Source organism: Pseudomonas sp. MDT1-16 (assembly GCF_054898115.1).
This window is the reverse complement of sequence record NZ_CM142717.1, coordinates 1,186,353-1,212,708: the sequence shown is the minus strand read 5'-3', so window position 1 is coordinate 1,212,708 and position 26,356 is coordinate 1,186,353. Positions and strand designations below refer to the sequence as shown.

General features: G+C 58.3%; 21 protein-coding genes and 1 pseudogene. 16 read left to right on the top strand and 6 right to left on the bottom strand.

Going from position 1 to position 26,356, the window contains the following annotated elements:
- Positions 1 to 10: 10 nt before the first annotated feature.
- The 3 genes from ACYZT3_RS05340 to ACYZT3_RS05330 all read right to left on the bottom strand — a co-directional run bounded on the left by ACYZT3_RS05340 (position 11) and on the right by ACYZT3_RS05330 (position 3,656).
- On the bottom strand, positions 11 to 1,738 hold the full coding sequence (locus tag ACYZT3_RS05340; RefSeq protein WP_462031649.1) for an ABC transporter ATP-binding protein/permease: 1,728 nt from the start codon (positions 1,736 to 1,738) through the stop codon (positions 11 to 13).
- A gap of 96 nt (positions 1,739 to 1,834) precedes the next feature.
- Positions 1,835 to 2,401, bottom strand: a complete 567-nt coding sequence (locus ACYZT3_RS05335) for a response regulator transcription factor (RefSeq protein WP_449643206.1) — start codon at positions 2,399 to 2,401, stop codon at positions 1,835 to 1,837.
- On the bottom strand, positions 2,394 to 3,656 hold the full coding sequence (locus ACYZT3_RS05330; RefSeq protein WP_462031648.1) for an ATP-binding protein: 1,263 nt from the start codon (positions 3,654 to 3,656) through the stop codon (positions 2,394 to 2,396). The genes ACYZT3_RS05335 and ACYZT3_RS05330 overlap by 8 nt, the downstream gene beginning before the upstream one ends.
- Positions 3,657 to 4,015: 359 nt before the next feature.
- On the opposite strand from ACYZT3_RS05330, the gene ACYZT3_RS05325 reads away from it, so the two are divergent.
- From ACYZT3_RS05325 to ACYZT3_RS05280, 10 genes and pseudogenes are all read left to right on the top strand, one after another.
- Positions 4,016 to 4,732: an SIMPL domain-containing protein gene (locus ACYZT3_RS05325; protein ID WP_462031647.1), complete on the top strand. Its 717-nt coding sequence runs from the start codon at positions 4,016 to 4,018 to the stop codon at positions 4,730 to 4,732.
- A 147-nt stretch (positions 4,733 to 4,879) separates the two neighbouring features.
- Positions 4,880 to 5,041: pseudogene (locus tag ACYZT3_RS05320) on the top strand (hypothetical protein); the annotation flags it as partial.
- A 259-nt stretch (positions 5,042 to 5,300) separates the two neighbouring features.
- On the top strand, positions 5,301 to 6,926 hold the full coding sequence (locus tag ACYZT3_RS05315; protein WP_282375039.1) for an ABC transporter substrate-binding protein: 1,626 nt from the start codon (positions 5,301 to 5,303) through the stop codon (positions 6,924 to 6,926).
- A gap of 303 nt (positions 6,927 to 7,229) precedes the next feature.
- Complete coding sequence (locus ACYZT3_RS05310) at positions 7,230 to 8,831, top strand: ABC transporter substrate-binding protein (RefSeq protein ID WP_282375037.1); 1,602 nt, start codon at positions 7,230 to 7,232, stop codon at positions 8,829 to 8,831.
- A gap of 167 nt (positions 8,832 to 8,998) precedes the next feature.
- Positions 8,999 to 10,414, top strand: a complete 1,416-nt coding sequence (locus ACYZT3_RS05305) for an OprD family porin (RefSeq protein WP_282375036.1) — start codon at positions 8,999 to 9,001, stop codon at positions 10,412 to 10,414.
- A gap of 77 nt (positions 10,415 to 10,491) precedes the next feature.
- Complete coding sequence (locus tag ACYZT3_RS05300; RefSeq protein ID WP_282375034.1) at positions 10,492 to 12,087, top strand: ABC transporter substrate-binding protein; 1,596 nt, start codon at positions 10,492 to 10,494, stop codon at positions 12,085 to 12,087.
- A gap of 72 nt (positions 12,088 to 12,159) precedes the next feature.
- Positions 12,160 to 13,170 (top strand): ABC transporter permease subunit, encoded by a 1,011-nt coding sequence (locus tag ACYZT3_RS05295; RefSeq protein WP_282375033.1) that lies wholly within the window; start codon positions 12,160 to 12,162, stop codon positions 13,168 to 13,170.
- A 13-nt stretch (positions 13,171 to 13,183) separates the two neighbouring features.
- The gene (locus tag ACYZT3_RS05290) at positions 13,184 to 14,095 is read left to right on the top strand and encodes an ABC transporter permease subunit (protein WP_282375325.1); all 912 of its coding nucleotides are present in this window, start codon (positions 13,184 to 13,186) and stop codon (positions 14,093 to 14,095) included.
- Between the two features lie 10 nt (positions 14,096 to 14,105).
- Positions 14,106 to 15,074 (top strand): ABC transporter ATP-binding protein, encoded by a 969-nt coding sequence (locus ACYZT3_RS05285; protein WP_282375032.1) that lies wholly within the window; start codon positions 14,106 to 14,108, stop codon positions 15,072 to 15,074.
- The gene (locus tag ACYZT3_RS05280) at positions 15,074 to 16,054 is read left to right on the top strand and encodes a peptide ABC transporter ATP-binding protein (protein ID WP_282375031.1); all 981 of its coding nucleotides are present in this window, start codon (positions 15,074 to 15,076) and stop codon (positions 16,052 to 16,054) included. Before ACYZT3_RS05285 ends, ACYZT3_RS05280 begins: the two co-directional genes overlap by 1 nt.
- A 102-nt stretch (positions 16,055 to 16,156) precedes the next feature.
- Here the strand turns inward: ACYZT3_RS05280 and ACYZT3_RS05275 are convergent, their stop codons facing one another.
- Both ACYZT3_RS05275 and ACYZT3_RS05270 read right to left on the bottom strand, forming a co-directional pair.
- A complete protein-coding gene (locus tag ACYZT3_RS05275) occupies positions 16,157 to 16,402 on the bottom strand; it encodes a hypothetical protein (RefSeq protein WP_282375029.1) in 246 nt (81 codons plus the stop codon).
- Positions 16,403 to 16,556: 154 nt separating this feature from the next.
- Positions 16,557 to 17,795: an MFS transporter gene (locus tag ACYZT3_RS05270; protein ID WP_462031646.1), complete on the bottom strand. Its 1,239-nt coding sequence runs from the start codon at positions 17,793 to 17,795 to the stop codon at positions 16,557 to 16,559.
- A gap of 233 nt (positions 17,796 to 18,028) precedes the next feature.
- Here ACYZT3_RS05270 and ACYZT3_RS05265 point away from each other — a divergent pair, with 233 nt between their 5' ends.
- Positions 18,029 to 18,391, top strand: coding sequence for a nuclear transport factor 2 family protein (locus ACYZT3_RS05265; RefSeq protein WP_282375028.1), 363 nt, complete (start codon positions 18,029 to 18,031; stop codon positions 18,389 to 18,391).
- Between the two features lie 234 nt (positions 18,392 to 18,625).
- Here ACYZT3_RS05265 and ACYZT3_RS05260 read toward each other — a convergent pair whose 3' ends face one another.
- Complete coding sequence (locus ACYZT3_RS05260; protein WP_282375027.1) at positions 18,626 to 20,209, bottom strand: peptide chain release factor 3; 1,584 nt, start codon at positions 20,207 to 20,209, stop codon at positions 18,626 to 18,628.
- Positions 20,210 to 20,696: 487 nt separating this feature from the next.
- Between ACYZT3_RS05260 and ACYZT3_RS05255 the strand changes: the two genes are divergently transcribed.
- From ACYZT3_RS05255 to ACYZT3_RS05235, 5 genes are all read left to right on the top strand, one after another.
- A complete protein-coding gene (locus ACYZT3_RS05255) occupies positions 20,697 to 21,413 on the top strand; it encodes an ABC transporter permease (protein WP_282375026.1) in 717 nt (238 codons plus the stop codon).
- 20 nt (positions 21,414 to 21,433) lie between these two features.
- Positions 21,434 to 22,327, top strand: coding sequence for a glycine betaine ABC transporter substrate-binding protein (locus ACYZT3_RS05250; RefSeq protein ID WP_282375025.1), 894 nt, complete (start codon positions 21,434 to 21,436; stop codon positions 22,325 to 22,327).
- Positions 22,328 to 22,339: 12 nt separating this feature from the next.
- Positions 22,340 to 23,032 (top strand): ABC transporter permease, encoded by a 693-nt coding sequence (locus tag ACYZT3_RS05245; RefSeq protein WP_282375024.1) that lies wholly within the window; start codon positions 22,340 to 22,342, stop codon positions 23,030 to 23,032.
- 222 nt (positions 23,033 to 23,254) lie between these two features.
- On the top strand, positions 23,255 to 24,412 hold the full coding sequence (locus ACYZT3_RS05240; protein WP_282375023.1) for an osmoprotectant ABC transporter ATP-binding protein OsmV: 1,158 nt from the start codon (positions 23,255 to 23,257) through the stop codon (positions 24,410 to 24,412).
- Positions 24,413 to 25,144: 732 nt separating this feature from the next.
- Positions 25,145 to 26,308 (top strand): type III PLP-dependent enzyme, encoded by a 1,164-nt coding sequence (locus ACYZT3_RS05235; RefSeq protein ID WP_282375022.1) that lies wholly within the window; start codon positions 25,145 to 25,147, stop codon positions 26,306 to 26,308.
- Positions 26,309 to 26,356: the final 48 nt, after the last annotated feature.

The window sequence follows — 26,356 nt, the reverse complement described above, 5'->3', positions numbered from 1 at the left end:
ACGGCGGTGTTTATGCGGTCACGGTTTGATCCACCAGATGCCCATTTTCAATGCGCACATGCCGTGGATGGAACCGCTTCAGGCTGCTGCGATGCCCGACGCTGACAATGCTCAATCCCGGAATTTCATCGATCAAGACCTGATACAGCGATGCCTCGTCCTCCTCGTCCATCGCCGAGGTCGCTTCGTCCATATACAGCCATTGCGGTGCATACAGCAGCGCACGGGCAAAGGCCAGACGCTGTTGCTCACCCGGCGACAGCATGCGCTGCCAGTGATTCGCTTCATCAAGACGCGACACCAGATGCGGTAAACGGCAGGTTTCCAGCACATGAACGTAGCGCTCGTGCGGATACGTATCGCCAGGCTGTGGATAACTCAGCGCTTCACGCAACGTGCCAATCGGCAAATAAGGCTTTTGCGGCAGGAACAGATACGGTGCCGTCGGCAGGCGAATGCTGCCATGACCTGCCGGCCACAAATGCCCCATTGCCCGCAGCAAGGTCGACTTGCCGCTGCCGGAACGCCCGCTGAGCATGACGCGCTCGCCCTCCTCCACGGTCATGTCGGCGTTGGTCAGCAGGTGACGACCATCCGCCAGGTCGAGGCCAAGGTTATGCACCTTCAACGCCGAGCCATGGTTTTGCACATCAATCGCCGGCGCACGCTCTTCGTTGTCGGTCATGGCCTGACGGAAACTCAGCAGACGATCACAGGTGGCGCGCCATTCGGCAAGGTCCTGGTACGCCGTGATGAACCAACTGAAGTTATCCTGGACGTTAGCGAACGCCGAGTTGATTTGCATCAGCTCACCCAGCTGGATCTTGCCAGTGAAGTAACGCGGCGCGGCGACCATGAACGGAAAAATGACTGCGATCTGCTCATAACCGGAAGTAAAGAAGGTCAGGCGCTTGGACACTTTCATGATGTCCCAGTAGTTGTGCCAGACCCTCCCGAAACGGCTGCTCAAGCGGCGGTTCTCATTTGGCTCGCCGTTGTACAGCGCAATGCTTTCGGCATTCTCGCGAACCCGCACCATGGAGAAACGCAGGTCGGCTTCGAAGCGTTGCTGGTTGTTGTTGAGGCCGATCAGGCGACGGCCAATCAAATGCGTCAGCCAACTGGCGACGGCGGCGTAAACCAGCGCGCACCAGAACATGTAGCCGGGAATCGTGAAACCAAACACTTCGATACTGCCCGACACGCCCCACAGAATGATCGAGAACGATACGAGGCTGACGATGTTGCGAATCAACCCGAGCCCCAGGCCCAACGTGTTGCTGGTGAATTTATTGAGGTCTTCGGAAATCCGCTGGTCCGGGTTATCGGTGTATCCGCCCTGCTCCAACTGGTAGTAATTCTTGTGGCTGAGCCAACGGGCAAAATGCTTCTCGGTGAGCCAGGCCCGCCAGCGAATCGTCAGCATCTGCGTCAGATAGAGCCGATACACCGCGCCAAGGATCGCCACCGCCGCGATGCCGCAGAAATACACAATCAACTGCCAGAAGGCCGCTTCGTCCTTTTTCTGCAGGGCGTTGTAGAAGTCCTTGTACCAACTGTTGATCCACACCGAAATCGCCACACTGAACAGCGACAGCGCGATCACGGCGATCAGCAACGTCCAGGCCTTGCCCTTCTCTTCGCTGCGCCAGTAAGGGGTGGTCATGGCCCAGACTTTGCGAAAAAACTGCCCGCGCACAGCATCATTGACCGCGCAATATTCAGCGTTCTGATTCATGGATAAGGCTCGATAAAGAAAAGAACACACACGAACCGATCATAGATGATCGGTTCGGGTTATCGCGAGGGTTGGCGATAATCGTTCAGCGCCTGTTCAGCGACGGACCGGACGCTTCTGCAGTTTGCGCTGCAGCGTACGGCGGTGCATGCCCAAGGCGCGGGCAGTGGCGGAGATGTTGCCTTCGTGTTCGGTCAGCACGCGCTGGATGTGCTCCCACTGCAGGCGATCCACCGACATCGGGTTTTCCGGCACCAGCGTGTCGAGGTCGGCGTGCTCGGAAAGCAGCGCGGCCAACACGTCATCGGCGTCCGCCGGTTTGCACAGGTAATTGCAGGCGCCGCGCTTGATCGCCTCGACAGCGGTGGCAATGCTCGAGTAACCGGTGAGGATCACTACGCGCATTTCCGGGTCCAGCTCAAGTAGCTTGGGCAACAGCACCAGGCCGGAATCGCCGTCCATTTTCAGGTCCAGCGCGGCGTAGTCCGGCAGGTCGGCCTGAGCGATGGTCAGGCCTTCTTCGGCGGAACCGGCGGTGCTGACGCGAAAGCCGCGGCGGGACATGGCACGGGCCATCACCCGGGTAAAAGTTGCGTCGTCGTCTACCAGCAGCAAATGCGGCAGTTCTTCGCCTTCGCCTTCGACTTGGATCTCGTCACTCATGTTCGTCTCCTCGGGCGACACGGGGCAGGCGCAGCTCGGTGAGCGTGCCGCCTTCCTCATGACTGTAGAGTTTCACTGAGCCGCCGGCGCGTGTCACGCTGGCCTTGCTCAAAAACAGGCCCAGGCCGAAACCTTTGCCCTTGGTGGTAAAAAACGGTTTGCCAATCTGCTCGGCGATGGCCAGCGGCACACCGGCGCCGTGGTCGCGGATGCTGATGGTCAGGTCGTCGGCATTCCAGTCCAGCGTCACTTGCAGCCCTTCGGGGCAAGCGTCGGCGGCGTTGTTAAGCAAATTCAGCAGTGCCTGGGTCAGGTCCGGCGGCGGCGCCATGCGCGGAACGGTGCCTTGACCCAAGCGCTGGAAGCGATAACTGGCTTCCGGACGCATCAGGTGCCAGCGGTTCAGCGCTTCGTCGAGCCAATCGGTGACGTCCTGCATCTCCACTGCCAAGCGGCGATTGGCCTCGGCAGCCCGCACCAGTTGCTGCAACGTTTGTTTGCAGAGCTTGACCTGATCCTGCAACACACTCAGATCGTCCTGCAGCATTGGATCGTTATGATCCTGTTGCATTTCCTTGAGCAGCACGCTCATGGTCGCCAACGGAGTGCCCAATTCATGGGCAGCGCCGGCGGCCTGGGTGGCGACGGCGAGCAATTGCTGATCACGCAAACCTTCTTCACGGCGGATCGCCCGCAACTCTTCCTGACGGCGCAGCTCTTCGGCCATTCGCGCGGCGAAGAACGTGATGACTGCCGCAGCCAGGGCGAAACTCAGCCACATCCCGTAAACCTGAAGGTTTTCCCGAGCGATAGGGAAGGTTTGCAACGGATAGAAGCGCGCCAGCAGCAGGGTGTACATCGTCAACGCGATACCGGACAGAATCACCGAATAACGCCATGGCAAAGTCACGGCGGCGATGGTCAGCGGCACCAGGTAATAAGAGACGAAGGGGTTGGTCGAGCCGCCGGAGAAATACAGCAAGGCACTGTGGATAAACAGGTCGCAGGCCAGTTGCACGGCGTATTCGAGCTCGGTAACCGGCCATGTGGTGCGCAGGCGAATGGCCGTGAACGCGCACAGCAACATCGAGCAACCGAGGGTCGCGGCCAGTTGAAACCAAGGCAGCGGCAGCAAGTCCAGCCAGTAGGCCAGGCCCACGGAACCGGCCTGAGCGGCCAACACCAACGTGCGGATGAACGTCAGCCGCCAAAGATTCTGGCGAGTCGCGGAAGTGATTTGAACGGGGGCGAGCATGAGCTCTCCTGATGAGCGCTCCAGGCGGATCGCACGGAGTATAACCAAGCACGGGGGCTGGCAGGCAAAAGTGCGGCAAACGGCCACAGGCCTTCAGCCCACACAAAGCTCTTGTAGCCGCTGCCGAAGGCTGCGTTCGAGCGCGAAGCGCTCGTAAACCTGAGACCTCATTCCTTCAGGTAAAACGCGTCAGCCCAATGGCGACCGCTTCGCGCTCGAACGCAGCCTTCGGCAGCTGCTACAGGGTCGCGTCGATCTGTATAGAAGTTGTAACTGTGCGAACCGGATCATAAAAGCTAGAGTCTGATGGTTTCACGCAGGCTCGGACATTACCCCTGCGCATCGCCCAAGGAGCTTTCATGCACACATTCCGCCGCAGCGCCGCCCTCCTCGCCCTTAGCGTTGGCACTATCGCCAGCCTCCCGGCCCTGGCCGCCGACGAACTTCATTACAACCAGATCGCCCTGCGCGCCGAAGTCAGTCAGGAAGTCGCCCGCGACCTGATGATCGTGACCCTCTACACCGAAGAACAAAACACCGACCCGGCGAAACTCGCCGCCGACGTCAGCACCACCATGAACAAAGCGCTGGCCCAGGCCAAAGAAGTCAAAGGCATCACCCTGCGCCAAGGCAGCCGCAACAGCTACCCGATCTACGACACCAAGGGCCAGAAAATCACCGGCTGGCGCGAACGCGCCGAACTGCGCCTGGAAAGCTCTGACTTCGCCGCGCTGTCGAAACTGACCGGCGAACTGCTCACCGACCTGAAGATGGGCGGGATGGACTTCGCCATCGCCACACCAACCCGCAAGGCCAGCGAAGACGCGCTGCTTAAAGAAGCCGTGTCTGCCTTCAAGGCCCGCGCTCAACTGGCGACCGACGCCTTGGGCGGCAAGGGTTACAAAATCGTTAACCTGAACTTGAACAGCAACGGTTATCCACAGCCGTACATGCGTGGGCCGATGATGATGAAAGCGGCGAGCATGGATTCGGCGCCGGTCACGCCTGAGGTTGAGGCGGGCACCAGCCAGGTCAGCATGACGGCGGATGGGGCGATTGAAGTGTTGATGCAGTGATTAGGTAAGGGCTGAATAAAAAACCGGCGATCAGTGAATGATCGCCGGTTTTTTTGTGCCAGAAGAATCTGGTTGTAACAGTCATGCTTTGTGGTGAAAGCACGGCCGCCATCGCAGGCAAGCCAGCGCCATGTAATGCAGCCGTGCATCAATTTGTACCAACAGGCACAACAAATCCTTAAGCAACATGTACCTATCACACCGATTGCGAACTCGACGGTGTTCCAGCCGCTGCGCAGGAAAGTCACCGACTTCAAGATCAGCCCGTTCGGTCTCACACCCTTCTATGGTGTGGGTAAAAATAAGTAACACCTCGCTCCAACCGGGTGCGCCAAGCGCCCCGGCCGCCCTCTGTCGGTGCGCAATTTGCACCGGAAAAAACCTGCGCAAACGGTCAAATGCACCTGAATTTATACATATGCGACATTAAGGTACGTTCGTACCACTGTTTAAGACTTGTGGCCGCTCTGGATCTTGCAATGGGTATGGCCCCTGCATAAGTATCGGCAGGCACGACTCACGAGGTCGTCCTCTAATTCCAAAAATGACAACAAATCATGAGGCCACCATGCTTAAACACGCGGTCATTCCGTTTTTAGTCGGCGCAAGTTTGTTAGCTAGCGCACCTTTCGCCCAAGCGGCGACTAACCTGGTGTTTTGCTCCGAAGGGAGCCCGGCCGGTTTTGATCCTGGTCAGTACACCACCGGAACCGACTTCGACGCCTCTGCAGAAACCATGTTCAACCGTTTGACTCAGTTCGAACGTGGCGGCACCGCTGTCATTCCCGGTCTGGCGACCAAATGGGACATCTCCGATGACGGCCTGACTTACACCTTCCACCTGCGTGAAGGCGTCAAGTTCCACACCACCCCGTACTTCAAGCCGACTCGTGAGTTCAACGCCGACGACGTGCTGTTCACCTTTAATCGCATGATTAACAAGGATGATCCGTTCCGCAAAGCGTACCCGACCGAATTCCCGTACTTCACCGACATGGGGATGGACACCAACATCACCAAGATCGATAAAGTCGACGACCACACCGTCAAGTTCACCCTCAAAGAAGTTGATGCCGCGTTCATCCAGAACATGGCCATGAGTTTCGCCTCGGTCCAGTCCGCCGAGTACGCTGCCCAGCTGCTCAAGGAAGGCAAAGCCGCCGACATCAACCAGAAACCTGTCGGTACTGGCCCGTTTGTGTTCAAGAGCTACCAGAAAGACTCCAACATCCGCTACACCGGGAACAAGGACTACTGGAAGCCTGAAGACGTCAAGATCGACAACCTGATCTTCGCCATCACCACCGACCCGTCGGTACGTATTCAGAAGCTGAAGAAGAACGAGTGCCAGATCACTCTGTTCCCACGTCCGGCCGACCTGAAGGCGCTGAAGGAAGACAAAACCCTGAAAATGCCGGACCAGGCCGGTTTCAACCTGGGCTACATCGCCTACAACGTGATGGACAAGGTCAAGGGCAGCAATGAGCCAAACCCGTTGGCCAACCTGAAAGTTCGCCAGGCGCTGGACATGGCGGTGAATAAACCGCAGATCATTGATTCCGTTTATCAGGGCGCCGGCCAACTGGCTGTTAACGCCATGCCGCCGACCCAGTGGTCCTACGACACCACCATCAAAGACGCCAAATACGATCCTGAGAAAGCTAAAGAGCTGCTCAAGGAAGCCGGCGTTAAACCAGGTACCGAAATCGTTCTGTGGGCGATGCCGGTGCAGCGTCCATACAACCCGAACGCCAAGCTGATGGCAGAAATGCTGCAGTCCGATTGGTCCAAGATCGGTCTCAATGTCAAGATCCAGAGCTACGAATGGGGCGAGTACATCAAGCGCTCCAAAGGCGGCGAGAACCAGGCGATGATCATCGGCTGGAGCGGCGACAATGGTGATCCGGACAACTGGCTCAACGTGTTGTTTGGTTGCGACTCGCTGAGCGGCAACAACTTCTCCAAGTGGTGCGACAAGAAGTTTGACGGCATCGTGAAAGAAGCCAAGCGCACAACCGACCAGGCAAAGCGCACCGAACTGTACAAACAGGCGCAACACGTCCTCAAGGACGCCGTTCCAATGACACCTATCGCTCACTCGACGGTGTACCAACCCATGCGCGACAACGTGCAGGACTTCAAGATCAGCCCGTTTGGCTTGAACTCCTTCTACGGCGTCAGCGTCAGCAAATAAGGTTTTGCATCGGCGACGTTTTTGACGTCGCCGATGCTTTATCTGCCGAGAAAGTAGGAAACAACCTACATCCATTTCCGCTGAGTATTACGGCAGCGGTGTCGGACGCGTTGACCTTTCCTACAAGTCTTTAGGACTTTACGCATTTACTGCCAGACCCATCGCTCATACCGTCGGGATCTGACCAGTGCAGGCGTGGGCTCTCGGTTATTGCTGCACTTCATGGTTTGGGATCAGTGAGGCCTCCACGTCTCTGGACGGGACGGCTCATTGTTAAAACACTAAGAATAAAGAGCGAGCGTCATGCGACATACCTTGGTTTTATCCGCATTGCTGGGCACCGGTCTATTGGCCGCCACTTCCATTAGCCAGGCCGCCAATAACAGCCTGGTGTTCTGCTCCGAAGGCAGCCCCGCTGGCTTCGACACTGCGCAGTACACGACCGCGACCGATAATGACGCCGCCGAGCCGTTGTACAACCGACTGGCAGAGTTCGAAAAAGGCGCCACCAACGTCGTACCAGGCCTGGCCACTCGCTGGGATATTTCCGAGGACGGCCTCAAGTACACTTTTCACCTACGCGAAGGGGTGAAATTTCACACGACCAAATACTTCACACCGACCCGTGATTTCAACGCCGATGACGTGCTGTTCACGTTCAATCGCATGCTTGATCCACAGCAACCTTTCCGTAAGGCTTATCCGACCGAGTTCCCGTATTTCAACGGGATGAGCCTGAACAAGAACATCGCCAAGGTCGAGAAGACCGGGCCGCTGACCGTGGTCATGACGCTCAATAGCGTGGACGCCGCGTTCATCCAGAACATCGCCATGAGCTTCGCCGCCATCCTGTCCGCCGAATACGCCGACCAATTGCTGGCTGAAGGCAAACCGAGTGATATCAACCAGAAGCCGATCGGCACCGGGCCGTTCGTGTTCAAGAGCTACCAGAAAGATTCCAACATCCGTTACACCGGCAACAAGCAGTACTGGGACCCGAGCCGGGTCAAGCTCGATAACCTGATCTTCGCCATCAACACCGATGCCTCGGTGCGCGTGCAGAAGCTCAGGGCCAACGAGTGCCAGATCACCCTGCACCCACGCCCTGCCGACGTGACCGCGCTGAAGAACGACCCGACACTCAAGCTCATCGAGAAGCCCGGTTTCAACCTCGGCTACATCGCCTACAACGTGCGCCACAAGCCTTTTGACCAGCTCGAAGTGCGCCAGGCGCTGGACATGGCGGTGAACAAACAAGGCATTCTCAACGCCGTTTACCAAGGTGCAGGTCAACTGGCGGTCAACGCCATGCCACCGACCCAATGGTCTTACGACGAGACCATTAAAGACGCCGCCTACAACCCGGAAAAAGCCAAGGAACTGCTCAAGACTGCCGGCGTGAAGGAAGGCACTGAAATTACCCTCTGGGCCATGCCGGTCCAACGTCCCTACAACCCGAATGCCAAGTTGATGGCCGAGATGCTTCAGGCTGACTGGGCGAAGATCGGCCTCAAGGTCAAGATCGTCAGCTACGAATGGGGCGAGTACATCAAGCGCACCAAGAATGGCGAACACGACATCAGCCTGATTGGCTGGACCGGTGACAACGGGGACCCGGACAACTGGCTCGGCACGCTGTACAGCTGCGACGCCATTGGCGGCAACAACTACTCCATGTGGTGTGATCCGGCTTACGACAAGCTGATCAAGCAGGCCAAGGTCGTCACCGACCGCGACCAGCGCACCGTGCTTTACAAACAAGCGCAGCAGTACCTCAAGCAGCAGGTGCCCATGACGCCCGTCGCCCACTCGACGGTTAACCAGCCGTTGAGCGCCAAAATCGAAGGATTCAAGGTGAGTCCTTTCGGTCGTAACGTGTTCTCGGGCGTCAGCATAGAAAAGTAACCGATTAGCCAGAAACGCTGGGGGCGCAATACGCCCTCACGCAAGCGTATGGCCGTCATTCGTTGACCAGGACAAAGCAAACGTTTGCGATGCCTTGAATGAGTTCAAAACCAGATAGCCGATCACCAAAAAAGACCGGCAAAAAAAAATAGAAAGGAGCGTCACCCATGAAACTGAGCAGCACCGCGTTATTGGCCTTGGCCATCAGCAGCGTAACCGCCTCGGCGTACGCAGAAACTCAGAGCCAGGCGTTCACCCCGGTTACCGTGAAAGAGAAAAGTGCTCAGAGTGAAGCCACCGGCTTTGTCGAAGGCCAGTCGATCACTGGTTCCACACGCAACTGGTATGCGAATGAGCAACTGAAACGTGGCGCCCATTTCAAGTACAACAAGAGTGGTGTACCGACCGACACGGATCGTCGTATCAACTGGGTCCAGGGCACCATCATCAAGTACAACTCGGGCTTCACCGAGGGTACTGTCGGCTTCAGCACTGAAGTCGCGGCTTACAACGCCATCGCCCTGGACCGTGACCGCAAAGACCTTGCCTCCGCCAATGGTGGCGCACCACTGAACGGCGTTCCTGGTCTTGGCAACAACCGTACCTTGACCAAAGACGGCGGTGACGCCCAGGGTCAGTGGAGCAAACTGGGCCTGGCCAACGTCAAGGCGCGTTTCTCCAACACCACCCTGACCGCCGGGCGTCAGAACTTCAGCAGCCCACAGGTAGACGTCATCGGTAACCGTCCTCTGCCTTCGAGCTTCCAGGGTGTCACCCTGCACAGCGAAGAATTGGAGAACCTGTCGTTCGACCTCGGCACCTTCGATCGCAACTCACCGCGGACCGAAGAAAGCCAGCGTAAATTCCGCTCCGAATACGCCGACACCGTCATAGAAGCCGATCACGTGAACACCGCTGGTATCACTTACCAGCCGTTCGCGAGCCTGACCACCAGCCTGTGGGGCACCCAGGCCGAAGACTTGTGGAACCAGTACTATTTCGGCGCCAGCCACGTATTGGGCGACAGCTCGGTACTGAGCCTGACGACCGGCCTGAACTACTACAAGACCGTCGACGAAGGCAAAAAGCTGTTGGGCGAAATCGACAACGACACCTACTCGCTGTCGCTCGGCCTGACTCACCAGGCCCACAGCCTGACATTCTCGTACCAGGAAGTGAACGGTAACGAGTACTTCGACTACCTGCACGAAACCAACGGCATCTACCTGGCCAACTCCCTGCTGTCGGACTTCAACGGCCCGAACGAGAAGTCCTTCCAGATCGCCTACGGCCTCAACATGGCTGAATACGGCGTACCCGGTCTGAAGTTCAACATCTACCAGGCTCGCGGCTGGGGCATTGACGGTACTCACTACACCGGTACCGCCTACGACGTTCGCAACATGGACGGCGAAAACCACTATGAATACGGCATTGGTACTGCGTACGCCGTGCAGAGCGGCCCGCTTAAAGCGACCACCGTCCGCGCGACCTACACCACTCACCGCGCCAGCGATAACCAGGCTGACGGCAGCATCAACGAGTTCCGTCTCGTGACCACCATCCCGTTCAAGATTTTGTAAAACACTGCCCGACGGCTGACTCATGACGAGTCGGCCGTTCGGTTTTTTATCTTCAACCGATTGCAGAGGGTTCTTTGATGAAAATGCTTCCCCTACGTGCGGCCATCGCTGCCGCGTTGCTGAGTGTCGCTGTTGGCGTCTCGGCCAAACCCCTGGTGGTTTGCACCGAAGCCAGTCCGGAAGGTTTCGACACCGCCCTGTACACGACTGCAGTCACCGCTGACGCCGCGGCTGAAACCATCTTCAATCGCCTGGCGGATTTCAAGCCCGGCACCACGGAAGTGATTTCGGCACTGGCCGAGTCCTGGGATATCAGCGAGGACGGTCTGACCTACACGTTCCACCTGCGCAAAGGCGTCAAGTTTCACACCACCGAATATTTCAAGCCGACCCGCGACATGAATGCCGACGACGTACTTTGGAGCTTCCAGCGGCAGCTGGACCCAAATCACCCTTGGCACAAACAATCGAGCGTAGGCTTCCCGTACTTTGAAAGCATGGGTTTCAAAGAGCTGCTTAAAAGCGTCGAGAAGGTTGACGACAACACCGTCAAATTCACTCTGACCCGTCGCGAAGCGCCTTTCCTGGCCGACATCGCCATGGCGTTCGCATCGATCTACTCCGCCGAGTACGCCGATCAACTGCTCAAGGCCGACAAAATGGGCGACCTGAACAACAAACCGGTCGGCACCGGCCCGTTTGTGTTCCAGCGCTACAACAAGGACGCACAGGTTCGCTTCAAGGCCAACCCAGACTACTTCCGCGGCAAGCCACCGGCTGACGCGCTGATCCTGGCCATCGCCACTGACAACAACGTGCGCCTGCAAAAGCTCAAGGCCAACGAGTGCCAAATTGCGCTGTATCCGAAACCGGATGACATCCCGAGCATCAAGAAAGACGCCAAACTGAGTGTCGATGAACTGAACGCGATGACCGTTTCGTACATCGCGATGAACACTTCGCACAAGTACATGAGTGATGTGCGCGTACGTAAAGCCATCGACATCGCCTTCGACAAGGCCGCGTACGTCAACGCGCTGTTCGGCAAAGGCAATGCGACCGTGGCGGTCAATCCGTACCCGGACACCCTGCTGGGCTACAACCACGACCTGAAGAATCCGCCACGGGATCTGGACAAGGCTCGCGCCCTGCTCAAGGAAGCCGGCGTGCCGGAAGGCACTACGTTTACCCTGTTCACCCGTAACGGCGGCGGTCCAACCAACCCGAACCCGATGCTCGGCGCGCAGATGATGCAGGCTGACCTGGCGAAGGTCGGGATCACGGTCGACATTCGCGTCATGGAATGGGGCGAAATGCTCAAACGCGCGAAAAACGGCGAGCACGACATGGTGTCTGCCGGATGGGCGGGCGATAACGGCGATCCGGATAACTTCCTGACGCCTATGCTCAGTTGCGAAGCCGCCAAAAACGGCGAAAACTACGCGCGCTGGTGCAATGAGAAGTTCCAGGCGCTGATCGATGAAGCCCGGGCTAAAGTGAACCCGGCGGAACGCGCAGCGCTCTATGAGCAAGCCCAGGAAGTTTTCAATCAGGACCAGCCATGGATCAGCATGGCGCACACCCGTATGTTCACCGCAATGCGCAACAACGTAGAGGGCTATCACATTAGCCCGCTCACCACTAATAACTTCGCCACCACCCAGGTGAAGTAGATAAGAAACTACCGGCATTCCTGACCCAGGAATGCCGGGCACGCCTAACCGGCTGATGAGGTACACCACAAGATGTTTAGTTTTATTGCCCGCCGATTGGGGTTATTGATCCCCACATTCTTCGGCATCACCTTGCTGACTTTCGCACTGATTCGCATGATTCCTGGCGACCCCGTGGAAGTGATGATGGGCGAACGTCGCGTCGACCCCGAAATGCATGCTCAGGCAATGGAACGCCTAGGTCTGAACAAACCCCTGTATGCCCAATACCTGGATTACGTTGGCAAATTGGCCCACGGCGATCTCGGCGAATCCCTGCGTACCCGTGAAAGTGTCTGGACGGAATTCACCTCTCTATTCCCCGCGACCCTGGAACTGTCCATGGCCGCTCTGTTGTTCGCCGGCATCCTGGGCCTTCTGGCCGGGGTGATCGCGGCACTCAAGCGAGGATCCCTGTTCGACCACGGGGTGATGGGCATCTCCCTGGCGGGATATTCGATGCCGATCTTCTGGTGGGGCCTGATCCTGATCATGTTCTTCTCGGTGTCGCTGGGCTGGACGCCGGTGTCCGGGCGGATCGACCTGCTCTATGACATCGAGCCGCGGACCGGCTTCATGCTCATCGACACGCTGCTGGCCGATGACGTCGGTGCGTTCTTCGATGCGCTGCACCACCTGATCCTGCCGGCCATTGTGCTTGGCACCATCCCGCTGGCGGTGATCGCGCGGATGACCCGCTCTTCGATGCTCGAAGTGCTGCGTGAAGACTACATCCGTACCGCCCGCGCCAAAGGCCTGTCGCCGTCGCGCGTGGTGTTCGTTCACGGTCTGCGTAACGCGCTGATTCCGGTACTGACCGTGGTCGGCCTGCAAGTCGGCACATTGCTGGCCGGTGCGGTCCTGACCGAAACCATCTTCTCCTGGCCCGGCATCGGCAAATGGCTGATCGAAGCCATTGGCGCACGGGATTATCCCGTGGTGCAGAACGGCATCCTGCTAATCGCCTGCCTGGTGATTCTGGTCAACTTCGTGGTGGACATCCTCTACGGCTTTGCCAACCCACGCATTCGTCACCAGCGCTGAGATCATCATGACCATGACCACTTCAATTCCATCGGTAGCAGTCGATCAAAGCCTGCTGTACCCGTCCCCCTACAAAGAGTTCTGGCAAGCGTTCTCCAAGAACAAAGGCGCCGTCGCCGGCCTGATGTTCATGCTGCTAGTGATTTTCTGCGCACTGTTCGCCCCTTGGGTGGCACCGCATAACCCGAGCGAGCAGTACCGCGACTTCCTGCTGACCCCGCCGTCCTGGCTGGAAGGTGGGCAAATCCAGTTCCTGCTCGGCACCGATGAACTGGGTCGCGACCTGCTGTCGCGTCTGATCCACGGTTCGCGCCTGTCCCTGCTGATCGGCTTGTCGTCGGTGGTGATGTCGCTGATTCCGGGCATCCTGTTGGGTCTGTTCGCCGGGTTCTACCCGCGCCTGCTGGGCCCGACCATCATGCGTCTGATGGACATCATGCTGGCCCTGCCGTCCCTGCTGCTGGCGGTGGCGATTGTCGCCATCCTCGGCCCTGGCCTGATCAACACCATTATTGCCATCGCCGTGGTGTCCCTGCCGTCCTATGTTCGTCTGACCCGCGCTGCGGTGATGGGCGAGCTGAACCGCGACTACGTGACCGCTGCGCGCCTGGCCGGCGCCACGCTGCCGCGCCTGATGTTCATCACCGTGCTACCTAACTGCATGGCACCGCTGATCGTTCAGGCGACCTTGAGCTTCTCCTCGGCGATTCTCGATGCCGCGGCACTGGGCTTCCTCGGCCTTGGCGTGCAACCGCCAACCCCTGAGTGGGGCACCATGCTGGCTTCGGCTCGCGACTACATCGAACGCGCCTGGTGGGTCGTCAGTCTGCCTGGTTTGACCATTTTGCTCAGCGTGCTGGCAATCAACTTGATGGGCGACGGCCTGCGCGATGCGCTGGACCCGAAACTCAAGAATGCCGCCTGAGGAGATTCAAATGTCACTGTTAGAAATCAAGAATCTCAACGTTCGCTTCGGCGACAAGAACGCCGTTCCGGTGGTCGACGGTCTCGACATTACCGTGGACAAGGGCGAAGTTCTGGCCATCGTTGGCGAATCGGGTTCCGGCAAGTCCGTGACCATGATGGCGCTGATGGGCCTGATCGAACATCCGGGGATCGTCACCGCCGACGCGCTGAATTTCGACGGCAAGGACATGCTCAAGCTCAGCAACCGTCAGCGTCGCAAAATCGTCGGCAAAGACCTGGCCATGGTCTTCCAGGACCCGATGACCGCGCTGAACCCCAGCTACACCGTCGGTTTCCAGATCGAAGAAGTGCTGCGCCTGCACCTGAAAATGTCTGGCAAGCAAGCCCGCGCACGCGCCATCGAACTGCTGGAAAAAGTAGAAATCCCGGGCGCCGCCAGCCGTATGGATGCTTATCCGCATCAACTGTCCGGCGGTATGAGCCAGCGTGTTGCGATCGCCATGGCGATTGCCGGCGAACCGAAACTGCTGATCGCCGACGAACCGACCACCGCACTGGACGTCACGATTCAGGCGCAAATCATGGACCTGCTGTTGGCGCTGCAGAAAGAGCAGAACATGGGCCTGGTGCTGATCACTCACGACCTCGCGGTCGTGGCCGAAACCGCTCAGCGTGTGTGCGTGATGTACGCCGGCCAAGCGGTCGAAGTCGGTCAGGTTCCTCAGCTGTTCGACATTCCGGCGCACCCGTACAGCGAAGCGCTGCTCAAGGCGATTCCGGAACACAGCCTGGGCGCCACGCGCCTGGCGACGCTGCCGGGCATCGTTCCCGGTCGTTATGACCGTCCGCAGGGTTGCCTGCTGTCGCCGCGGTGCCCGTATGTGCAGAATTCCTGCCGTCAGCAACGTCCAACCCTTGACCCGAAAAGCAACAGCCTCGCCCGCTGCTTCTACCCGCTGAATCAGGAGGTGGCGTAATGGCCGTCGTACTTACCGCCCGCGACCTGACCCGTCACTACGAAGTGTCCCGTGGCCTGTTCAAGGGCCATGCGACCGTGCGCGCCTTGAACGGTGTGTCGTTCGAACTGGAAGCCGGCAAAACCCTCGCTGTCGTCGGCGAATCGGGCTGCGGTAAATCCACCCTGGCCCGTGCCCTGACGCTGATCGAAGAGCCGTCCTCCGGTTCCTTGAAAATCGCAGGGCAGGAAGTCACCGGCGCGAACAAGGCTGAACGCAAGCAGCTGCGCAAAGACGTGCAGATGGTGTTCCAGAGCCCTTACGCGTCGTTGAACCCACGGCAAAAAGTCGGTGATCAGCTCGGCGAGCCGCTGCTGATCAACACCAACCTGTCGGCTTCCGAACGTCGCGAGAAAGTTCAGGCAATGATGAAGCAGGTGGGCTTGCGTCCTGAGCACTACCAGCGTTATCCGCACATGTTCTCCGGCGGTCAGCGCCAGCGGATCGCCCTGGCCCGCGCGATGATGTTGCAGCCTAAAGTGCTGGTCGCGGATGAACCGACTTCGGCGCTGGACGTGTCCATTCAGGCACAGGTGCTGAACCTGTTCATGGACTTGCAGCAAGAGTTCAACACCGCTTACGTGTTCATCTCCCATAACCTGGCGGTGGTGCAACACGTCGCCGATGACGTGATGGTGATGTACCTCGGTCGCCCTGTGGAAATGGGTCCGAAGAACGACATCTACGAGCGTCCGCTGCACCCGTACACCCAGGCGTTGCTGTCGGCCACCCCGACCATTCACCCGGACCCGAACAAGCCGAAAATCAAAATCGTCGGCGAATTGCCCAACCCGCTGAACCCGCCATCCGGCTGCGCGTTCCACAAGCGCTGCCCGTACGCGACCGAGCGCTGCAGCACCGAAGAGCCGGCCCTGCGCCTGCTCGACAGCCGCCAGGTGGCTTGCCACTACGCCGAGCAATTCCTCGACGGCGCGGCATAAAAAAACGCGCCCCGATCACCGGGGCGCGCTTTTGATGAGTTGAAAAAAACCCTACATTTGGATTGTGCATCAGTCCGGCAGAAGGGGTTTTTTGTCTGTCATTTAAGCCCCTTCATCCTCGTCGGTGTCCGGTTCGTCGGTGGTCGAGTCGTCATCGTCCGCGCTACCACCCTGCCCCTGATCGCCCGGTTCCGATTCGGATTTTGCAATCATCAAGGCAGTGTGTGTCACCGGCCCGCTCGAGGCCTGCTCACCATGGTCCGGGCATTCCGCCCACGCCGCCGACATGCCAACGGACAGCATCACCAAAACCTTAAACAACAGCCCAATGCGTTGAACAATGCTCATAGCCGATTCCATCCTTCATAAGTGAGGCGTGGGTGCCTGTCTGGCGCTGAATGAAATTTAGTTCCGATCAGCGCGGTTCTCCAGATAGGACGCTAACGAATGGACGGAATGCCGTTGGCGGGGAGATTGGTTTTAAATAATGCCTATAGCCAGATCAGCTAAGTGAGGCGGGCTCACCGCGCGCTAAGGGAAGATCCTTTTGATGCTCCGACAAGCGAGTTGCTTGATAAATCAGCGGTATGGAAAGCATCGCCAGAACCGCGCTTGCCAGCCAGACGCTATGCCCACCGAAATGACCATACAGCTGGCCTCCAAGCACGGGCGAAAGCAGCGCACTCGCACTCCAGCACATGAAAAAAAGACCAAAGTAGTGCCCACTTTTTCCTGCTTGCGCATGCCGCATAACCAGCACGTTCAGGGGCGGCATGAATAGAGCTTCGCCAAACGTCCAAACCACCGTCGACAGGCAGACATACAACAGCCCGGTACCGAAAGGCAGCATTCCGAGCCCGCAAGCCAACAACACGCTGCCTGCCACCAGTTGCCGGCGTGCCCCCCAGCGCTCGCTCCAATGAGACAGAGGAATTTGCAGTAACACCACCAGCACTGCATTGAGTGCAAATTGCCATCCGATGACTTCAGTATCCAACTGATAATAATCGAGCAAATAGTTGCCCAGCATGCTGTAGACCGTGTCAAAGGCAAGGCCGAGCAAGACAGCAGCCGCCAACAACCAAAGGAAAGGTTTATCTCGATACGGGACGCAGGAGCCTGAAGCACTATCAGACACCTCATCCGGTATCAGAACCGGTCGATGCCATGTCGTGCGGACAAACCAGAGCAACGCCAACAGCGTCATGACCGCACTGGCAAAAAACACCCAGCGAAAATCAGTCTGCGCCAAAACCCCACCGACCACCCCTGCGACAGCCATACCCAGGTTTCTGGCAACACGACTCAGTGACTGTGCACGAGCGCGCTGCGCAACCTGGCAATATTCCATGATCAAACGCTGATGAAGCGTTCGAATCGCACCATCGAGTACACCGCTGAACAGCAGCATGCCTGCCAGCCAAGGCACTTCAGTGACCAGCCCCAACAAGAGCAGTACCCACGCCGAGACAAAAAACAACGCCGCAGTGAGCCTCGCCGTGGAGAAGTGATCACTCAGCAGTCCGCCCACCATTGACCCTATCAGCAAGCCGGCCCCGTAACCGGATAACAACCAGCCAACGGTTTCAATCGCCAGCCCCAGTTCCTGGCGCAGGTACAGCGCCATGAACAGTTTGACCATGGTGCTCAACCGATTGATGAAGAGCAGCGCGGCAAGCACCCAGGCCATTGGACAGAAGTAGCCATCTAATCGAATCAGGTGAGTCAGCCGACTTGTCATTCCATTGATCCTTAAAAAGGCAGCTATTTGCGAACTGCCTTTCGAACAGTAGACGGCTACGACTTAGTTGTCTCGAGTAGAAATGCCAACAACGCAAAACCAGAGTCAAGCTACCCGACCAAGGGAAAAAACCTACGGAAAAACCGTTGCGCAACATCCCATTCTCATGGGTTAGCAGCGCTCCGGAGCCTTGAGTTAAGGTATCGCTGAACTTTCAGACAAAGGCCGCAGCCATGGATTTGTCAAAAACACTGTTGATACTTGAGCAGCACCTGCTTTCACAGGCTGTTCGGAGTAATGCCGAAGATGTCTCACGCCTGCTCGCCGACGACTTCGTCGAGTTTGGCGCCAGCGGCAATATATGGTCGAAGGCAGAAGTGGTCGAGCAATTGCCTCTACAGCCATTCACGCAACGAACGATCAGCGAATTCACCACCAAATCCCTGTCAGAAAATACCGCACTGGTGACCTATCACTGCCAAAACGTCGCTATCGATCAACGCGCCACAACCAACAGCTTGCGTAGCTCTGTCTGGCGCAAGCATGGCGAGCAATGGCAGATGATTTTTCACCAGGGAACATTTCTGTCTACATAGTGAGCTGCGGACTTGGCGGGAGATTGGTTTTGAATAGGGTTAGGTCGAATGGTTCCGAAATGATCGCTCCCACGCTCTGCGTGGTAGCGCCTCAATGGACGCTCTGCGTCCGCTTCTGGGACGCGGAGCGTCCCGGGCTGCTTTCCCACGCAGAGCGTGGGAACGATCAGGCTTCAGACAATAAAAAACCCCGCAGCTTTCGCAACGGGGTTTTTGTGTGTAGCCGCTCAGCCCTTAATGATGCTCACGCGTCGCACGGAACTTCACATCCGGCCAGCGCTCTTCCATCAGCGCCAGGTTGACTCGGGTCGGAGCCAGGTAGGTCAGGTGACCGCCGCCGTCAATCGCGAGGTTTTCCACGGCCTTGATCTGGAACTCTTCGAGCTTCTTCTTATCGCTGCAATCGATCCAGCGCGCGGAATAAACAGTGATCGGCTCATACGAGCATTCAACCTTGTATTCCTCTTTCAAGCGGCTGGCGACCACATCGAACTGCAGCACACCGACGGCGCCGAGGATGATGTCATTGCTGCGCGTCGGGAAGAACACCTGGGTCGCGCCTTCTTCCGCCAGTTGCTGCAGGCCCTGACGCAGTTGCTTGGACTTGAGCGGGTCGCGCAGACGCACGCGACGGAACAGTTCCGGGGCGAAGTGCGGGATACCGGTGAAGCCCAGGACTTCGCCTTCGGTGAAGGTGTCGCCGATCTGGATGGTGCCGTGGTTGTGCAGGCCGATGATGTCGCCGGCAAACGCTTCTTCCAATTGCTCACGCTCGGAGGAGAAGAACGTCAGCGCATCGCCGATCCGCACGTCTTTGCCGGTGCGCACGTGGCGCATCTTCATGCCTTTTTCGTACTTGCCGGAGCAGATACGCATGAAGGCGATGCGGTCGCGGTGTTTCGGGTCCATGTTCGCCTGGATCTTGAACACGAAGCCGGCGAATTTCTCTTCAGCCGGCTCCACGGTGCGCTCGTTGGCGACACGGGCCAGCGGCTTCGGCGCCCAGTTGACCACGGCGTCGAGCACGTGATCGACACCAAAGTTGCCCAGTGCAGTACCGAAGAACACCGGAGTCAGTTGGCCGTCGAGGAATTCCTGCTGATTGAATTCGTGACAGGCGCCCTGCACCAGTTCCAGCTGATCGACGAAGCGATCGTACTCGTCGCCCAAGTGCGCGCGGGCTTCATCGGAGTCGAGCTTCTCGATGATTTTCACATCGGTGCGCTCGTGGCCGTGACCGGAGGTGTACACGATGATGTAGTCGTCGGCGAGGTGGTAAACGCCCTTGAAGTCGCGGTAGCAACCGATCGGCCAGGTGATCGGCGCCGCCTTGATCTTCAGGACCGCTTCGATTTCGTCGAGCAGTTCGATCGGGTCGCGGATGTCGCGGTCGAGTTTGTTGATGAAACTGATGATCGGCGTGTCACGCAGACGGCAAACGTCCATCAGCGCGATGGTCCGTGGCTCTACACCCTTGCCGCCATCGAGGACCATCAAGGCCGAGTCCACCGCCGTCAGGGTGCGGTAGGTATCTTCGGAGAAGTCTTCGTGGCCCGGGGTGTCGAGCAGGTTGATCATGTGATCGCTATACGGGAACTGCATGACCGACGTGGTAATGGAAATACCCCGTTGTTTTTCCATTTCCATCCAGTCGGAGGTGGCATGGCGGTCGGATTTACGGGATTTCACCGTGCCAGCAATCGCAATCGCCTTGCCCATCAGCAAGAGCTTCTCGGTGATGGTGGTTTTACCGGCATCGGGGTGGGAAATAATGGCGAAAGTGCGGCGCTTCGCGACTTCGGCGGCCTGTTTGGTCATGGGAAATCGCCTGGCAGGTGATTCAAAAAAGGGCGGCGAGTATAGCGCAAACCGAGCGTCACGGACCACCGTTCGCCCGTAGCAGCTGCCGAGGGACGAGGCTGCGTCCGGCGGCGAAGCCGTCGTAAAACCGGACCTGCGGTGTATCAGACAGACCGCGTGTATCGATCCTACGACGGCTGCGCCGCCGAACGCAGCCTCGCAGGCTCGGCAGCTGCTACATCGGGTAATCGACATCAAGGGTGGCTAAATGCTTCTAAATATGGAACCTTTTAAAAGGTGGAGGCGTCCACTCCCCTGTTACGGCACTCGTACCAGGGACTGAAAAATCAGCAAGTTGGCCTGACGAGGCTGCGCTTATGGCTCGATCTCATGCGGTTTCATCAGCATGAAGAGCTGCTTCTCGCGAACGTTGATAATCCCGGCAGCCAGGAATGGCATGCCCCACGGGACTGCGTTCGCCGACAAAGAAAAAAGGAGTCCGCCTGTGGCTATTCGCTATGGCAAGGGGCTGATAGGAGGTGCGGTTGTCGTCGCCCTTCTGGCCCTGCTGGTCCACTGGATTGGCACCAACACGATCGAACAGTACCGCGACGATTTGTTGTTTTACCTGCAAGCTCATCTGATTCTCGTCCTCGCTTCCATGCTGGCCGCCCTCATTGTGGGCATACCCGCCGGTATCTTTCTCAGCCGCCCGACCATGGTGGGCCGCGCTGAACGCTTCATGCAGATCTTCAACATCGGCAACACTGTGCCGCCTCTTGCCGTACTGGCCATCGCCCTGGGGATCCTCGGCATCGGCAGTGGCCCCGCGATTTTCGCTCTGTTCCTCGCCTCGCTGTTGCCGATTGTGCGCAACACCTATGAAGGCCTGCAAAACGTCCAGGGATCGCTCAAGGAAGCCGCCGTCGGCATCGGCATGACGCCGACTCAAGTGCTGTGGCGGGTCGAACTGCCGAACGCTGTGCCGATCATCATCGGTGGCGTGCGCGTGGCCCTGGCGATTAACGTCGGGACTGCACCGCTGGCGTTCCTGATCGGCGCCAACAGTCTGGGCAGCCTGATTTTCCCTGGCATCGCCCTGAACAATCAGCCGCAACTGCTGCTCGGCGCGGCCTGCACCGCCCTGCTGGCCTTGCTGCTCGACGGTCTGGTGACACTCGCCAGCCGCCTCTGGCTCGAACGCGGCCTTCGCCCGTCTTAAGCCTCGGCAAAGGAATATTTATGAAAAGACTGACCTTATTATTGGGCTGCGTCCTGCTGTTCGCAGGATTTGCCCAAGCCGCTGAAAAACCCGTGATCCGCATTGGCGCCAGGGTGTTCACCGAACAAACCCTGCTGGCGGAAATCACCTCCCAATACCTGCGCACCAAGGGTTACGACACTCAGGTGACCGGCGGTCTGGGCAGCAACCTGGCTCGCAGCGCCCACGAAAGTGGTCAGCTGGATTTGATGTGGGAATACACCGGCGTGTCGCTGGTGGCTTACAACCATGTCACTGAAAAGCTCGACAGCGCTCAGTCCTACGCCAAGGTGAAAGAACTCGACGCAAAAAAAGGCCTGATCTGGCTCACACCGTCGAAATTCAGCAACACCTACGCCCTGGCCCTGCCGGAAAACACCGCGAAGGCGTATCCGCAGATCAACACCATCAGCGAGCTGAACACGGTGATGCAGGCTGAGGCGAAGACCCATCATCTGGTGGCGCTGGACACCGAGTTCGCCAACCGCTCCGACGGTCTGGACGGCATGGTGGACCTCTACGGCATGAACCTGACCCGCAAAAACATCCGCCAGATGGACGCAGGGCTGGTCTACACCGCCCTGCGCAATGGTCAGGTGTTTGCCGGTCTGGTCTACACCACCGACGGTCGTTTGAACGCCTTCAAGCTGAAACTGCTCGAAGACGACAAGCACTACTTCCCGGACTACACCGCCGCGCCAGTGGTGCGTCAGGTCTACCTCGACGCTCACCCGAAACTCGCCGAAGAACTCAAGCCGCTGGCGGAACTGTTCGATGACGCCACCATGCGCCAGCTCAATGCGCGGGTCGATGTCGATCACGAAAGCCCTTCATCCGTTGCCGCCGATTTCCTGCGCCAGCACCCTATCAACTGAGGAGGAAAAGCCATGGAATTTCTGAACGCCTTTTCCCACCTCGACTGGCCGCTGGTCCTGCAACTGACCGGGCAGCACATCACCCTCGTCGGTATTGCCGTGACCTTGGCGATTCTGGTCGGCGTGCCGCTGGGCATCCTGATGACACGCTTCCCGACCCTCGCCGGCCCGTTGCAAGCCAGCGCCACGGTGCTGCTGACCGTGCCGTCGATTGCCCTGTTCGGCCTGCTGTTGCCGTTCTACTCCACGTTCGGCCAGGGCTTGGGGCCGATGCCGGCGATTACCGCGGTGTTTTTGTATTCGCTGCTGCCGATCATGCGTAACACCTACCTCGCCCTGACCGGCGTCGAACCCGGCATTCGCGAAGCCGCCCGCGGCATCGGCATGACTTTCGGCCAGCGCCTGCGCATGGTCGAGTTACCGATCGCCGTGCCGGTGATCCTCGCCGGTGTGCGCACCGCGGTGGTCATGAACATTGGTGTCATGACCATCGCCGCGACCATCGGCGCCGGTGGCCTCGGTGTACTCATTCTCGCTTCCATCAGCCGCAGCGACATGTCGATGCTGATCGTCGGCGCCGTGCTGGTCAGTCTCCTGGCCATCTTCGCCGACCTGCTTCTGCAATGGCTGCAACGCACGCTGACGAGTAGGGGGTGTTCGCCGCAAATGGCGGGCGCGCCGTCGCCCCACAAAGCGCAAGACTAGGCGCGAGGAGAGAGATTTGGTTTCTTCAAATGAACGACGAGCAACGACGGATTGCGCTTTGTGGGGCACGGCCCTCCGGGTTGGAGCTGTGATCCCGCCGGGCTGCGTTGTGGGACTTGAAAAGGAAACGACATTTCCTGCGTCCCACGCCTTGCCCGGCGGGATCACAGCTCCAACGCGCTCCGCCATTTGCGGCGAACACCCCCTACCTGGACTCCTGAAATGATCGAACTTCAAAACCTCAGCAAAACCTTCCAAAGCAACGGCAAAGATGTGAAAGCCGTGGACTCGGTAAGCCTGACCGTCAATGAAGGCGAGATCTGTGTGTTCCTCGGACCCTCGGGCTGCGGCAAAAGCACCACACTGAAAATGATCAACCGTCTGATCAAACCGACCTCCGGCAAAATCCTGATCAATGGCGAAGACACCACCGACCTCGACGCCGTGACCCTGCGCCGCAACATCGGTTATGTGATCCAGCAGATCGGTCTGTTCCCGAACATGACCATCGAGGAAAACATCACCATCGTTCCGCGCCTGCTGGGCTGGGACAAACAGAAATGCCACGACCGCGCCCGCGAGTTGATGAGCATGATCAAGCTTGAGCCCAAGCAATACCTGAATCGCTACCCGCGTGAATTGTCCGGTGGTCAGCAGCAGCGGATCGGCGTGATTCGTGCGCTGGCGGCGGATGCACCGCTGTTGCTGATGGACGAACCGTTTGGCGCGGTCGACCCGATCAACCGCGAGATGATCCAGAACGAATTCTTCGAGATGCAGCGGGCGCTGAACAAGACGGTGATCATGGTCAGCCATGACATCGACGAAGCGATCAAGCTGGGCGACAAGATTGCGATCTTCCGCGCTGGCAAACTGTTGCAGATCGATCACCCCGACACGCTGCTGGCGCACCCGGCGGATGACTTTGTCAGCAACTTCGTCGGCCAGGACAGCACCCTCAAGCGTCTGTTGCTGGTGAAAGCCGAAGACGCGGCGGACAACGCCCCGTCGGTGAGCCCGGAAACGCCCGTGGCTGAAGCCCTGGAGTTGATGGACGAACTGGACCGTCGTTATGTGGTGGTCACTGACGGTGAGAACAAAGCGTTGGGTTATGTACGACGTCGCGACCTGCACCGTCAGACCGGCGCCTGCGCACAATACCTGCGTGAATTCAACGCGACGGCGGCGTTTGATGAGCATTTGCGCATCCTGCTGTCGCGCATGTACGAGTTCAACCGCTCGTGGCTACCGGTGATGGATGCCGAGCGGGTGTTCCTTGGGGAGGTGACCCAGGAATCGATTGCCGAGTATTTGAGCTCCGGTAAGTCCCGTGGCGGCAAGACCAGCATTGTTTCGCCTGCGGAAGTTGCGTTGGCCTGATCTGACGTCCTCGCGGGCAAGCCTCGCTCCTACAGGATTAGTGGCGTGCGTCCATTTTTTGCACGACACCGAACCTGTAGAAGCGAGGCCTGCCCGCGAATGGGCCACCACAAATCCCGCTGAACCACCGCAAATATCCCTGCCAGGGGAACATCACACTGTCATGCAGGTCGGTTACATCAGTAACTGTCCGGGACCGCACGACGGATGCGTGCAAAAACGCGACATTTTTTGTTGATCTCAAGCCCCTCACGCCCTAAAGTTCGCGCCGAACGTCCATGCTGGAAACGATCCATCCGGCTCAAGTACTGACGACGAGACAGCAAGGCCAAGGGAAGCACCGCCTCCCGTGGCCTTTTTGCTTTCGGCGACATGCCTTGGGAAGTAGGCGAACCAAAGTGGGGATACGGAGGACGTTCAGGAGGGTGTGTCATCAATGAGTTCACGAGTGCGCCGGAGCCTGCTTTTGCGCAGGGCAAGGCGCGAGGACCGGAGTTTGGTTGTTCCAAATAAGGGACGAGCAACGCAGCCCTGCGCAAAAGCAGGCCCGGCCCTCCGGGTTGTGCCTGAGCGCGCGCCATGCTGCGTTGCAGGCCTTGCGAAGGGAATGACCATTAGCGGCGGCCTGCGCCTTGCCTGGCACGCGCTCAGGCGACAACGCACTCGCGAACTCATTGATGACACACCCTCGCACCCATTGATTAATCTAGTTTGCCAGTAGGAGTTCCCAGCATGTCGATCAACGTCGATGACTATTTCGCGCGCGATACCTTCCAGAAAATGAAGGCGTTCGCCGATCAGCAAGAAACCCCATTCGTGGTGATCGACACCGCGATGATCAGCCAGGCCTATGACGACCTGCGCGCCGGTTTCGAATTCGCCAAGGTCTACTACGCGGTCAAGGCCAACCCGGCCGTGGAAGTCATCGACCTGCTCAAAGAGAAAGGCTCGAACTTCGACATCGCCTCGATCTACGAGCTCGACAAGGTGATGAACCAGGGCGTCGGCCCGGATCGCATCAGCTACGGCAACACCATCAAGAAATCCAAAGACATTCGCTACTTCTACGAGAAGGGCGTGCGTCTGTATGCCACCGACTCCGAAGCCGACCTGCGCAACATCGCCAAGGCTGCACCGGGTTCGAAAGTCTACGTGCGCATCCTCACCGAAGGCTCGACCACCGCTGACTGGCCCTTGTCGCGCAAATTCGGCTGCCAGACCGACATGGCCATGGACTTGCTGATCCTCGCCCGCGACCTGGGCCTGGTGCCGTACGGCATCTCGTTCCACGTCGGCTCGCAACAGCGCGACATCAGCGTCTGGGACGCGGCGATCGCCAAGGTCAAAGTGATCTTCGAGCGTCTGAAAGAAGAAGACGGTATTCACCTGAAGCTGATCAACATGGGCGGCGGCTTCCCGGCCAACTACATCACCCGCACCAACAGCCTGGAAACCTACGCTGAAGAAATCATCCGTTTCCTCAAGGAAGACTTTGGCGACGAACTGCCGGAAATCATTCTGGAGCCAGGCCGTTCGCTGATCGCCAACGCCGGCATACTGGTCAGCGAAGTGGTGTTGGTTGCACGTAAATCCCGTACCGCCGTTGAGCGATGGGTGTACACGGATGTGGGCAAGTTCTCCGGCCTGATCGAAACCATGGACGAAGCCATCAAGTTCCCGATCTGGACCGAGAAAAAAGGCGAAGTGGAAGAAGTGGTCATCGCCGGCCCGACCTGCGACAGCGCCGACATCATGTACGAAAACTACAAGTACGGTTTGCCGCTGAACCTGGCGATTGGTGATCGTTTGTACTGGCTGTCGACGGGTGCGTATACCACCAGTTACAGCGCAGTTGAATTCAATGGCTTCCCGCCGCTGAAGTCGTTTTACGTCTAAGCGCTAAACGCAGAAATCAAAAAGCCCATGACCAGTCATGGGCTTTTT